Annotated in this window: 11 protein-coding genes and 1 other annotated feature; of the genes, 4 read left to right on the top strand and 7 right to left on the bottom strand. The window is 43.8% G+C overall.

Features of this window, described 5'->3' with window-relative positions; genetic code table 11:
• Window positions 1-4: 4 nt before the first annotated feature.
• From QNH15_RS06540 to QNH15_RS06520, 5 genes are all read right to left on the bottom strand, one after another.
• Complete coding sequence (locus tag QNH15_RS06540; protein WP_283893466.1) at window positions 5-418, bottom strand: DoxX family protein; 414 nt, start codon at window positions 416-418, stop codon at window positions 5-7.
• Between the two features lie 159 nt (window positions 419-577).
• Window positions 578-1,201, bottom strand: a complete 624-nt coding sequence (locus QNH15_RS06535; RefSeq protein WP_283893464.1) for a nitroreductase family protein — start codon at window positions 1,199-1,201, stop codon at window positions 578-580.
• Between the two features lie 132 nt (window positions 1,202-1,333).
• On the bottom strand, window positions 1,334-2,944 hold the full coding sequence (locus QNH15_RS06530; protein WP_283893462.1) for an APC family permease: 1,611 nt from the start codon (window positions 2,942-2,944) through the stop codon (window positions 1,334-1,336).
• A 133-nt stretch (window positions 2,945-3,077) separates the two neighbouring features.
• Window positions 3,078-4,511 (bottom strand): NAD(P)H-hydrate dehydratase, encoded by a 1,434-nt coding sequence (locus QNH15_RS06525; protein WP_283893460.1) that lies wholly within the window; start codon window positions 4,509-4,511, stop codon window positions 3,078-3,080.
• Between the two features lie 81 nt (window positions 4,512-4,592).
• Window positions 4,593-5,303, bottom strand: a complete 711-nt coding sequence (locus tag QNH15_RS06520; RefSeq protein WP_283893458.1) for a hypothetical protein — start codon at window positions 5,301-5,303, stop codon at window positions 4,593-4,595.
• Window positions 5,304-5,512: 209 nt separating this feature from the next.
• Here QNH15_RS06520 and QNH15_RS06515 point away from each other — a divergent pair, with 209 nt between their 5' ends.
• Window positions 5,513-6,607, top strand: coding sequence for a hypothetical protein (locus QNH15_RS06515; RefSeq protein ID WP_283893457.1), 1,095 nt, complete (start codon window positions 5,513-5,515; stop codon window positions 6,605-6,607).
• Window positions 6,604-6,729, top strand: coding sequence for a hypothetical protein (locus tag QNH15_RS06510; protein ID WP_276203830.1), 126 nt, complete (start codon window positions 6,604-6,606; stop codon window positions 6,727-6,729). The genes QNH15_RS06515 and QNH15_RS06510 overlap by 4 nt, the downstream gene beginning before the upstream one ends.
• 40 nt (window positions 6,730-6,769) lie before the next feature.
• Here the strand turns inward: QNH15_RS06510 and QNH15_RS06505 are convergent, their stop codons facing one another.
• Window positions 6,770-8,287 carry a M36 family metallopeptidase gene (locus QNH15_RS06505; RefSeq protein ID WP_430667129.1) on the bottom strand — a complete coding sequence of 506 codons (1,518 nt, stop codon included), beginning with the start codon at window positions 8,285-8,287 and terminating at the stop codon, window positions 6,770-6,772.
• A gap of 223 nt (window positions 8,288-8,510) precedes the next feature.
• Window positions 8,511-8,784: a binding site (T-box leader), on the top strand.
• A 104-nt stretch (window positions 8,785-8,888) separates the two neighbouring features.
• Between QNH15_RS06505 and metG the strand changes: the two genes are divergently transcribed.
• On the top strand, window positions 8,889-10,523 hold the full coding sequence (gene metG, locus QNH15_RS06500) for a methionine--tRNA ligase (protein WP_283893456.1): 1,635 nt from the start codon (window positions 8,889-8,891) through the stop codon (window positions 10,521-10,523).
• Between the two features lie 311 nt (window positions 10,524-10,834).
• Window positions 10,835-11,641 carry an aminotransferase-like domain-containing protein gene (locus QNH15_RS06495; RefSeq protein ID WP_283893455.1) on the top strand — a complete coding sequence of 269 codons (807 nt, stop codon included), beginning with the start codon at window positions 10,835-10,837 and terminating at the stop codon, window positions 11,639-11,641.
• A gap of 190 nt (window positions 11,642-11,831) precedes the next feature.
• Here the strand turns inward: QNH15_RS06495 and melA are convergent, their stop codons facing one another.
• Entirely contained in the window at window positions 11,832-13,160 is a 1,329-nt protein-coding gene (gene melA, locus QNH15_RS06490; protein WP_283893454.1) for an alpha-glucosidase/alpha-galactosidase, read from the bottom strand.
• Between the last annotated feature and the right edge of the window lie 60 nt (window positions 13,161-13,220).

The raw sequence follows: 13,220 nt of genomic DNA, 5'->3' as shown, positions 1-13,220 counted from the left end.
TTTTTTATTGGTAATGAACGGTTTTATTTTTTCGGAATAAGGCACCTACTGACAACAAACGGCTGCCATTCAACAACAAAAATACAGTGATGACCAAATAGGCTAAATCAAGTTCATATCCAGCTGACTGGCCGTTTCCGGTAAAACCCGCTTGTGCTTTTACCGTAAGGATCGCACCGAGCAGTACCACTGCAAACAAAAAGGCGACCAACCGGGTTCCCAATCCCAGAATCATTAAGAACCCACCTGCCAGCTCAATAACCGCAACGACATAGGCTAAAAGGCCAGGTAAACCGATGCTTTCAAACCAGCCTGCTGTATTTCCAATTCCCTCCTGAAATTTTAAAGCTCCGTGAATTAAAAAAGCAATCCCGATAAAAATTCTTAAAATAAATGCTCCTGCATCCCTTCCTCTCATCGTTTCAAATAACCTCCAACTAATTTATATTTGTCCCACTAAATTACTTAATGTTAGCTAGTTTAAATAAATAACTAATTTACGTCAAGTAATTATGTATACAAAAGTATATATAAAAAACAACTTCCCATAGGAAAGTTGTTTTTTATGGCTCACGTATTAAAATTTATTCCAGACGATGGCTTCCTGAATGGGAAAGCGTGCCGTCTGATGAGCAGGCTTTACCGCTTTTCCAACGGAAATCAGCATGACAGGATGATACCTTTCAGGGATATCAAATGATTTGACGAGCTCCTCGGCGTTAAATCCGCCCATCGCACAAGTATCAAGTTCTCTGGCTTTCGCTGCCAGCATAAGCTGCATAGATGCAAGAGAAGCATTACGAATGGCTTCATCCTTTGCCATATCAGGTTTTGTAGCATAAGCGTCTTTAATCTGGCTCACAAGAGTCGATTTTACTTCCTCTGACATGTAGCCTTCATCTACTGCCCCCTGGTAGACCCTGTCAGCATTTTGGTCTGCCTCAAGGTCACCCAAAACTACCACAACAGCCGCTGCCTCTACCACCTGCTGCTGATTGTAGGCAATCGGCAATAATTGTTCCTTGGCTTGCTGGTCATGAATCACAAGAAACTTCCAATGCTGCAGGTTCCATGATGATGGAGCCTTTGCCGCATCCTCTAGTAATTCTGTGATCTCCTCTGTTGTCAGTTCTACTTCAGGATCATATTTTCTAACGGAATGCCGTTCATTTAGCACATCTGTAAACTCTCGTGATGTCATGTATATTCCCTCCAGTATTCCTATCTGCATTTGCAACCAAAAATATAATTCTTTACGACATACCTGTCAACTTTAAAAGCTTTAAATGGCCTCCCCATTGTCAGAGAAGACTATTCCGTTCTTTACTTAGCTCTATACCGTAGGTCCTTTTAACTCTGGATTCTCATCCCCCGCAAGATCTTCGTCATCATTATCAATGATAGCTTTCGGAAGACCTGAATGCTTCGCCCAGAAATAAATGGCTAGCGCACCGACGGCGATAATAATCAAATCCCATGGATTGCTCAATATTCCTTTGCCGCCTCCAAACGATCCGATGTAAGAGATTAGCAACATCATTACGTAGTAGACAATGAGCCACCAGGATGACTTAATTTGCTGAGCAAGGCTGACATCCTTTTTCGGAACATATTTGGAGAATAACAAATAAATAATAAACATGAGGAGCTGCGAGCCAATCAGCCATGAAATCGTCTTCCAGCCCGACCAGTAAACGATATACGTGGCAAAGATAAACGATAAAGGTGCAATAATATTCATTCCCTTTAACGTAAAAGGCTTATGAAGATGTTTGGCGTTAATGCGGAACGCTGCCGAAGAAATCGGAGCAATCGCATAAGAAAGGATCAATGCAACGGAACATACGTTAACCAGTGCATTCCAGGATGGAAACGGAAGCGTCCAAAAAACCGCCATTCCGAAAGACAGCCACAATGATGGCCGTGGAATCCCTGTCTTTTCATTTACTCTTGAGAAGACATTAAAGAGCGTCCCCGTCCTGCTCCAGGCGTACACAAGGCGGGATGTGGTATTCATAAAAATATTTCCGTTTCCACCTGGAGAGATAATGGCGTCCAGCACGACAATAGTGGCAAGCCAGCCCAATCCAAGTGCAACTGCAATATCTTTGAAGGGAAGCGAGAACTCTTGTGCAATTTTTGGCCATCCGTTTGAAACAATATCGGTTGGAATCGCTCCAATAAACAAAACCTGGAGAAGTGTATAGATGATGGCCGCGAGCACAATACATACGATCAGCGCGATCGGAATATTCCGCTGTGGATTTTTCACCTCTCCAGCCACTGAAACGATGGGATGAAGACCAAGATAGGCAAACATCACACCGCCCGTTGATATGGCTCCTTGAACTCCCTGAAAACCGAATGGTGCAAAACCTTCTACCGAAAAGTTCCCTGATTTAAAATGGAACGCTAGCACGGTAATAATGGTGAGCGGAACAAAATATTTAAAGATCGAAATAATAATATTGGATTTGGTAAAAGCTTTAACGCTCCAATAATTTAAAAGAAAGAATAAGCATAGCAGAGCAAACTGCAGCAGCCACCCTGCGATTGTGGGGGAATCCGATCCTGACTTTGTCAGGCCCGGGAACCAATAGGCAACATATTGTCGTACTGCTGTAACCTCAATTGATATTAAACTTGTGTAGGCTACAATGGTGATAAAAGAAATCAAATAGCCTACCAGCGGTCCATGAGAATAAACAGGATATCTTAAGATACCTCCAGTTCGCGGGAGAGCCGCGCCGAGTTCGGCATAAACAAACCCGATGAGGAGAACGATAACGCCGCCGATAATCCATGAGAAACTGCCGATCGGTCCAGCTTTTGATGCCACATTACTTACAGCAAACAGCCAGGCTGATCCGAAAATAGCTCCTAGTCCTATGAGTATAAGATCTAACAATGATATCGATTTTTTGAATGGTCCTTGGTCTGACATAATTTCCTCCTTAGTGATTTCCGTTACCCTTCTTCTCCCCCTCCGATATTTTTCGACTTAATCTGACAAAACATACATAATCAATATTTATCCATTTGCCCCCTGTTTAAAACCTCTTTTTCTCTTGCTCTGGTTATTCAAAATTCTTCATGACTTCGGGAAGCAGTTCACTTACATCACTGGCCAATAATCCGCGCTGTGCTTTTGTTTTGTCCCAGAGGTCAGCACAGCAGCCATGAAAATAAACAGCATTTGCCACGGCCGATTTGATGTCTTTTTCCGAAGAGACAAAAGCAAGCAGCATACCCGTTAATGTATCGCCGGTGCCTCCCTTGGCAAGACCCGCATTTCCAGTTTCATTGACAAATAGATCTCCATCCGGAAAGGCAATGACGGTATTTCTTCCTTTTAATACGGTAATAACTCCTTGATCCTGTGCATACTTTAGGGCAAAATGCAGACGGTTTTTTTGAATATCAGGTACCGGAACTCCTGTCATTTTGCTGAATTCTCCGGGATGGGGAGTCAAGATAATCTCAGCTTTCCTGCTCGGATATTGGCGTTCTCCAAGTGCTCCTGCATCAATAATCAGGGGAAGATCGGTTTGAAACAAAACCTGTAATGCCCCTTCGATGGCTTTTTGATCTGGAAGCCCAGGCCCGATGGCACATGCTTTCATTCCTTTTGGCACCTGACCGTCCACCACTTTTTTAAGCCCGTCGTGCGCGTACATGGCTTCCGGAATACGGCCTGCCAGAATACCTGCCACAAAGCGGCTTGTCCCTATCATCAGTTTTCCTATCCCGCTCCGCAATGCGCCAATGCCTGCAAGAAGAGCACTTCCCGGCATTTCATCTGAACCCGCAAGCAGCAGGCCAGTCCCGAACGTTCCTTTATGAGCACCCTGCTCTCTTTTTTGAAAGGTCTGTTTCATTTGTTCTTCCGTCCATACCTGCCATTTCGATTCTTGAGGCAAGCCAATGGAAAGGACCTTTTTCTCTCCATAAAAATCCGTGCTGCCTTCCAAAAAAGCGGAAGGCTTATAGCCATGGAGACAGTACGTATAATGAGCCTGAAACGCTTCGTCGGCTCCTCCTTCATCTGCCGATACACCCGTTGGAAGATCAACTGCAATTTTAAGCGCATGCTGTTCGTTGGCCCAGCGGATCACCTTTTGTATTTCACCTTGTAAAGGAGGAGTCGCTCCTGCCCCTAGAAGGGCATCAACAATAACATCGTATGTCCCCTCAATCTCCGATACTTTACGTCCGCAAGAGGTATAGTGGGCAAAATGCTTCAGTGCGGTTTCACTTTTGGGTTTTCCTGCAGGAAAAACCAATTCACACAAATAGCCATTCTGCTGCAAATACCTGGCCAGCACAATTCCGTCACCGCCATTGTTTCCTTTCCCTGACATGATCAGGATCCTGTCTGTTTTGCCGATGTGCTTCTTCATTTCCTCAAACAAGGCTCTCCCGGCGTTTTCCATTAATGCGAAAACATCAAGGCCGCTTTTTTGGGCAACTTGATCGATTTGTTTAATTTCAGCTCCGGTAAATATATACATATAGAGTGCCTCCAATCATTCAATAAACAGCTGATTTTTTTGGAAATAAAAAAGCCTTTTCTTTAATAAAGGCTTTTTTGTTTATTCAGTATCCTGTTTTTCCATGGCTGTTGGATTTGAGTCTTCCTGCTGATCATTTCCATTATTTTCGCTTGCTGGCAGCGACCCGTTTTCATCACCAGGATCATTTGCTTCTTCATCTCCTGCCGGATCCGGCTGCTTCTCGACAGCCGGTTTATCCTTTGGATTTGCCTTTTGCAGGGGTTCCGGTTTCTTCGGTTTCTTTTCCGCTTTGGGCTTTACTTTTGACGGGTGCTTATCAGGCCCGGGAGATTCTTTTTCTTTCATATTTTTGATTTGGTTTTTTTGCTTACCTTTTTGCTTACCTTTGTGTTTACCGTTATCCTTTTTTTCCTTCCCAGCAAGCTGTTTTTTACCTTTTAGTTTCTCTTTACCAGTATTTTTTTGCTCTTTTTTTTCTGGCTTTGCTTCTGCTGATTTAGGTTCAGCCTTTGCAACGTTTACGTTTTCAGTCAGTTTCCGGTTACCTTCAGGTCTTTTTACCGGCTGCTTCTGAAAAAGCTGATCCGTTGAAATGACTTGCTCAAACAAAATCCTTTGGTCCGTATTATGTAATTGATTGGTAGAAACAATTACACTGGACAGCGTGTGGATGGACTCAGAATCCTTTGCCGTTTCCTTTTTTTCGGAGGTTTCCGCCTTATCCTGACCTTCGTATCCAAGCCATATCCCCATTAGAAGAAGCGGTATGGCCACCAAAAACTTATACATTACTTACACCTTCCTCATAGCTACATACCACGGCAGCAACAATCATAAACACCAATGTGCCAAACAAATAAATCGAAATTTTATAAAAACTTGGGAAAATGAGATCAAAAACCCCTCACTTATTATAATATTTTCGGGTTCACTTTCCCAATTTTACTTTTTCCATTATATGCTACTATTTTTATATAACCTTCTTAAGGGGAGTTATCATGATATTACAAACAGAAAAGGCGTCTGAAGTCATTGAATTGCTCAGTCGATGGAATGTAAGTATGAGGGATCGGAATCTGGCAGTTGTCGAGGAATTAAATATTGAGATACAGGAACTGCTTGATCCTGCCGAATTGGATCATCAGGAACTGCTATGGCACTCTCTGCTGGAGACGCGGTATACACTCATCCATAAAAGGTATGACGACACCGAAGTCCTTTTGCAGCAACTGGAACTGCTTGAAGGACAACTTTCCCCTGAAATGGCATTTTATTATCACTTTTTTAACGGCTTGTTTGCATCCAGCATGAACCGGCACGTGGATGCTGTTTCCAGTTATCAGATCGCAGAGCGTTTTTTAGGCTGTGTGGAGGATAAAATTGAAGTAGCCGAATTCTATTATAAAGCGGCTGCCGCCTTCTACCATACCCGCAAATTTTTGCTTGCCATCAGTTATGCAAAAATGGCCAGGGAGACGTTCGAAGAAGTTTCAAAGAATGATTTAAGATGCGCTGATTGTGAAAACATCCTGGGCTTGTGCAGCCTCAGCCTCAAACAATATGAACAGGCAGAAGAGCATTTTTTAGATTCTCTGGATATCGCAGAAAAATTTAAAAGCGAAGAATTGCTCAACTTTATTCGCTATAACCTGGGATTTCTTTATTCTGAACAAAATTTATCCGATATCGCCATCCGGCATCTCGGCGAACTGTACAGTAAAAAGTTTATCCCTCACAAGCTTTCCTTTCTGCTTGCACGTGAATACTTCAAGATGAATGATAAGGAAAATGGATTTTATTATCTTCATCAAGGCATGGATGTGTGCAGCAGCGTTCAAAATGAAGAGTATCTCCATCACCTGCAAATTTTAAATGCCCAGTACTCTGATCTTCCTTTCGTGGAAATTGAACAGATTGTTATTGAGCATTTGAAATACTTTGAAGAAAAACAGCTTTGGGGTTTTGTGCAGGACTATACAGAATCTCTTGCTACCCTTCTTCATCATGAAAAACAATTTGAAAAAGCCAGTACTTATTTTTACCAGGCGTTCCGCGCTAAAACCAAAATCGAAGAAATGGGGTATTTACGATGAAAAAAGCAAAAATTCTTTTGGGAACATTTTTGGTTTTGACCGCGCTTATCGGCGCAGTTGCAAGTAACGGAAGCTTAGAGGCCGAGCACGGCGTCATCCGCGACACTCCAACACATCTTTAATCAAAAAAAGAGCCGGCTGGCTCTTTTTTTGATGCATTCATTATTTTGTAGATAACCCCCGGGCATTGAAGATCCGGTCAATCAACTTTCCATTTTTCCCGCGGTTAAGGAGCTTGTCTGCCTGTTTAATGGCACGTGCACCGTCATTGAAGGATGCATTTGGAGTCAGCGACCAATGAGACTGCAAAATGATTTTAGTGACAGCATCCCGTCCCATTGCATTTGCCAATTCATAAAGAGGCTGAGACCAGATTTCCCCGTCGGCATGAACTTCACCTATCGCATCGTTCGGGTACACTTTGTTTTCATCGAGCCTGCGCAGGCAAGGGGGATCGCCTGCGGAATACGAGGTCGCATCCCACTCGGCTACACAAGCTCTGCCAAAGGATTTTCCGGAAAGTGCGTCTTCATAAACAGCACCGAGATAATCCCCAAAGCCTTCACCCATGGAGCCTCCTTCAATGGAATCTCCAAACCCCGGAACCTGGTTATCCTGTATGGAATGACCATATTCATGGGCAATAACCCCTGCGTCCTCCGCATCATCCACACCGCCTGATCCAAAGGTCAGATCTTTTTTAGTCGGGCTGTAAAAAGAGTTATCTCCTTTATATGTATTCACATTGGCTGTTATGGAGCGGTTATTGATGTTTGTAAAGCCGAGCGACTGAATGTAACGCTGCAGCCGGTCGATATGATAGTAGGCCATGACATCTTCAAACCGGTCATCGGAACGGGTATAACGAAAAACATTGCTTTTGTTTTTTGTTTTTGCTTTGGAATAAACATTAACAAAATCACCTGTAAGTGTACCTGATCCATCAAGTCCCTGCAGCGCCACCGTTTTAAGCTGTGCGGTTAATTCCGGGGAATCGGCATCGTTATTATCTGCAAGATTGGAGGCACTTCCGCTTGACTCTACGGGGTTCGGATAAAATACTTGTCCCGATCCTATCGCTTTTTGGTTTAAGTCTTTCTTTTTCAACAATTTCCCTGTTCCTGCGTGAACGATGGTTTCCCATGCGCCAAAAGGTTTTTTTGCATGCACAATAACCTTGTATGCTGGTATGGCCTTTCCATTTTGGATCACATACCCAAACATATTCTTTGTCGTTCCCCAATCTCCCTCTCCTTTGTCTCCTATCAACTTATGAGCTTTGGACTCTGCCTGGCCTTTAGAAAGCTTGTCCTCCACCCGTTCTACTGATGTGTAGGGAATATAGTCCGAGACCACAAGAGAAATTTCTCCTGAAGGATCCACTGTTACTGCGAGCTGTCTGCCGAATACTTGGTACCCATTGACCGTTTGCTGGTATCTCACGTAGCTCCCCGCCTCTGTCTGCACAGTATTGACGTAAGAAAGACCGGAAAGATCCTGAGGAAGCTTTAATGCGCCCGCTTGTTCTTTTAAATAGGCATCTGCTCTTGCTTTCGCATTGATTTCTTGTGCTTTAACCATTGAACTTTGAGCCATGGGACTTCCTTGCTGGCAGACAGGCACTCCCAATGTAATTACGAGGGCTGCTGCAGCGGACCAGATCATTTTCTTTCTCATCATCTCTTTTTCCCCTATTCTTTTTAAATTTTCAGACAGCTTAATTGTACGTTGTGAAAATAGAACCAGGCAATAGACACAATGAGCTATTTTTACAAGTTTTGGATACTGAGCAATCAGGGGAAAGTACTTTTCAAAAATATAAAAGTACTTCTTTTACCCGAATACACAAAGGCTTTCACTGAAAGAGAATAACCTGCTATAATAAGGAAACAATTCCTTTATTGAAAAGGCGATGATGAGAAAGAGTAGAATCTCACCATTTTTACACAGAGAGCTTCGGCAGCTGAAAAGAAGCACTAATGAAGATTCGAACATGGTCTCAGAGCTCTGTCCTGAATTCAGAACCTTGTGAGTAGGGAGCAGCGAGTGGTGGCACTTGTTATCAAAACCACAGTATAAGAGTGTTCTTTTTACTCACTCCGTACTTGCTGAGATGACAGGCGCAAGCCTCTCATGAATAAAGGTGGTACCACGGGCAGACCGGCCCCGTCCTTATCTGTTTTTTTAGATATGGGCGGGGTTTTTCTGTTGTTTAGTATGAATAAAACGAGTTTCGGGAAAGGGTAGTAGAGACCGGGCTCAACAATGAGGAGGAATACTGATGGCTATTTTTATTGGAGGAGCGTGGCCCTATGCGAACGGATCTCTTCACACCGGGCACATTGCAAGCTTACTGCCCGGAGATATATTGGCGCGCTATTACCGGTTAAAGAGTGAAAAGGTGCTGTATGTCTCAGGCAGCGACTGCAACGGAACACCTATCACGATCAGGGCGAGACAGGAAGGCATAACGCCTGAGGAAGTGGCGGACCGCTATCACACGGAGTTTGAAAATAACTTTAACGCGCTTGGTTTCTCGTATGACTGCTATACCCGCACAGATCATCCTCATCATCACAAAATTGTTCAGGAAATCTTTCTTTCTCTCTATAAGAGAGGGTACATTTATCCAAAAGAAATCGAACAGGCGTATTGCGAAACCTACGAACAATTTCTTCCTGACCGTTATGTTGAAGGCACCTGTCCGGTTTGCGGAAGCCATGCACGGGGAGACCAATGTGACAATTGCTCGACGATTCTTGATCCTTCAGACCTCCTTGACAGAACGTGCAAGCTTTGCGGCAAGCCACCCGTCTTCAAGCGGACCGAGCATTTATACTTCGCTCTTCGCTTCTTTCAGCAGGTACTGGAAAAAGATGTGGAAGAAGCGGAAAAGAAGCACTCCTGGCGGACTAATGCCATTCAGCTGACCAAACGTTATTTGCGGGAAGGGCTGATCGACCGGGCCGTCTCGCGTGACCTTTCCGTAGGTGTTTCTGTTCCGATTGAAGGCTATGAAAAGAAGAAAGTCTATGTGTGGATTGAAGCTGTATCGGGATATTACTCTGCCAGTAAGCTATGGGCGCAATTAACAGGGAAAGATGATTCTCCGTTCTGGCAGGAGGATACCGTAACCTATTATGTCCACGGCAAAGACAACATTCCCTTTCACACCATTATCTGGCCGGCGATCCTCCATGGAATCGGGAATCCTGCCCTTCCCCGCCATATTGTTTCCAATGAATATTTGACATTGGAAAAGAAGAAGCTGTCCACAAGCAAGAACTGGGCGGTTTGGGTTCCTGATCTATTAGAACGCTATCATCCCGATTCCATTCGTTACTTTTTGACAATCAATGCACCAGAGAATCGTGACACCGATTTTTCATGGCGTGAGTTTATTTACAGCCACAACAGCGAGCTGCTTGGAGCTTACGGAAATTTCGTTAACCGAACCTTGAAGTTTATCGAAAAGTCGTTCAATGGACAGGTTCCCGATGGAGAAATCGCCAACATTGCAAGAGACGGGCTGCCTCCTCTCTATAATAGAATTGGCTCCCTCATCGAAGAGTCCCGCATTAGAGAAGGACTGGACGAGATTTTTTCCTACATCCGTTCTGCCAATAAATACTTTGATGAGCAGCAGCCCTGGAAGCAAATCAAAGATAAAGATCAAAGCAGGGTCAACGGGACACTCGCCACCTGTGTCGTTATCATTGCCAATCTCGCTCAGCTCCTGGAACCCTTTTTGCCTTTTTCCAGTCAAAAAGTACGTGAGACGCTCAAGCTCGACGGTGCATCCTGGGAGATGGTTACTCCGAAAGATATTGTGGTTTCCGAAGTATCCCCGCTGTTTGAACGAATTGACCTTAAGCAAATTGATGAGGAGTTCAAACGATTGGGAAATGAGTTTTAACACACAAAAAGGAACGAAACCGTTTATATCGGTTCGTTCCTTTCGTTGTTTATACAGCTTTTTGATTCATGTGTTTATTCCCATCTTCAAGATCTGATTTCGTCCAAAGGATAACCCCACCAATGAAGTAAAGAAAAGACGGCACAAGGACTCATGCCGTATACCGATTACAAGCACTGTATAAATGAAGCGATTGATCTGTATAAAGAAGCCATGTTTGCCTATTCCGATACACAGGGCCTTCCCTCTCTTCGTCATGAACTGGCACGGCAATTGCAAGACTGCAAGTGTTCACCGAACGAGAACGTATCGTGGTAGTAACTGGTTCCCAGCAGGCGCTTCATCTCCTGATCTCACTTCCTTTCCCAAATGGCAAGCAGACCATTTGCGTCGAACAGCCGACCCATCCCAGCATGATAGAATCCCTGCGTCACCAGAATGCGAGAACGACAGGCATCGAGATCCACAGAGACGGACCAGACTTATCACAATTGGAACACATTTTTCGAACAGAAGATATTAAGTTTTTTTATACCGTTTCACGATTTCACAATCCAACAGGCTACAGTTATTCAAATAAGCAAAGAAAAAGAATCGTTGAGCTCGCCCAAAAGTATGATGTATTTATTGTGGAAGATGACTATATGGGAGATTTGGACCATAACAAAAAACAAGATCCGATGTTTGCTTTCGACCCATCCGGAAGAGTGATCTATACAAAAAGCTTTTCCAAGGTGCTCCTCCCTGGCTTACGACTTGGTTTGGTCGTCCTTCCTGATTCATTAAAAGAGAACTTTCTGCGGGGAAAATTCGGCATGGATGTCCATACCCCCATTCTTACTCAAGGTGCACTTGAAATTTATTTAAAAAGCGGAATGTACGGAGCCCATATTCATAAATTACGGAATTTATATCATCAAAAAGGAATAATTGCACAGAAGGCTTATCAAAATTACTTACCGGCAAATACTGCCTATACAGGTTCCAACTCTGGATTTTATTCCAGTATCGAGTTGCCCCATCCACTAAAAGCAACCCATTTCGTTCAGCATTTAAAGAAAAGGGGATTTTGCTGGAAAGCATGGAGGAAATGTATCTGCCCGATTTCAAAAAATTAAATACCGTACGGCTCAGCGTCTCTAAGGTTGATAAACACCTTATACCCAAAGGGATTCTAAAAATCGGAAAAGCAATTGAAGTCCTGCTTACGAACTGGGTGTAGACAAAACAAAAACGAGTGGAAGATTTCCACCCGTTTTACTCTGCACTGCTATGAGCTTTTAATCCCATTTTAAATTTTTTTGCGGATTATGAATTAATGGCTTCTGCCTCTTCCTTAGGAAAATCCGGAATCCAGTCACCGTGAGCTTGAATGAGATCGTCACATAGCGCAACGATGTCATCCAGTGAAAGCTCTGCAGCGGTATGAGGATCCAAAAACGCAGCCTGGTACAAATGATCGCGGCTTCCTGTGACTGCTGCCTCGATCGTCAGCAGCTGCGTGTTGATGTTCGTACGGTTAAGGGCGGCCAGCTGTTCAGGAAGCTCACCCATATAGCATGGTTTGATTCCGTTCCGGTCGGCGACACATGGAACTTCTACGACCGCTTTTGACGGAAGATTTGAGATTAAGTTTCCTTCATTCAGCACATTTCCGCCAAACACAAACGGTTGATTCGTTTCCATTGCTTCGATGATCCTTGATCCATATTCATGTGAACGCACATGGGTCAGCTGTTCATTTTCCACGATGCTATCGCGCATTTTTTCCCAGTCTGCGATCTGCTGCTCACATCGTCTTGGATATTCATCCAGCGGAATATTGAATTTTTCTATCAGTTCAGGGTAATTTCTTTTAATAAAGTAAGGGTGGTACTCCGCATTATGTTCTGAAGATTCCGTTACATAGTAGCCGAATTTATCCATGAGCTCAAAGCGCACCATGTCATTGTGCTTTTCTTTTTGCTTTTCTTTTGCACGGTGCTTGATTTCTGGATAGAGGTCTTCTCCGTTGCGCTTGATCTCCAAAAGCCAAGCCATGTGGTTAATCCCCGCAATGCGCTCTTCTATTCCATCTGCCGGAAGATCCAGCGATTCCAGTAAGTCTCTTGTACATACCTGCACACTGTGGCATAGCCCGACAGCCTTTATGGATGTATAGCGTAAAACAACACCTGTAAGGGAAGCCATCGGATTGGTATAGTTCAGAAGCCAGGCGTCAGGGCATACATTTTCCATGTCTTTTGCAAGATCAAGCATAACCGGGATCGTCCGCAAGGCACGGAATATCCCGCCGATCCCAATCGTATCTGCGATCGTTTGCTCCAGGCCATATTTTTTCGGGATTTCAAAATCAATCACTGTGCTTGGTTTATAGCCTCCCACCTGAATCGCGTTAATGACATAGGAAGCACCTGATAAAGCGGGAATTCTCTCCGTATATGACTTAATCATAACGTCAGATTTAAGATTCTTTTTAAGCTGGTTCAGCATCGCCTCTGATTCGCTGAGACGTTTAGGGTCAATATCAAACAGCGCAAATTCAAAACTTTGCAGCGCAGGTGACAGCATGCAGTCTCCCAATACATTTTTAGCAAAAATGGTGCTTCCCGCTCCGATAAAGGTAATCTTTTTCATTACGCTCTCCTCCAACATGCAATTTATTGTTATCGTTTTTCCAAAGATATTTGTAAGAAT

It is taken from the genome of Fictibacillus enclensis, from assembly GCF_030123385.1.
In the GTDB taxonomy this organism is placed as follows: Bacteria; Bacillota; Bacilli; order Bacillales; family Fictibacillaceae; genus Fictibacillus_C; species Fictibacillus_C enclensis.
Note: the sequence above shows the minus strand (reverse complement) of the source record. Positions and strands in the feature narration are given on the sequence as shown.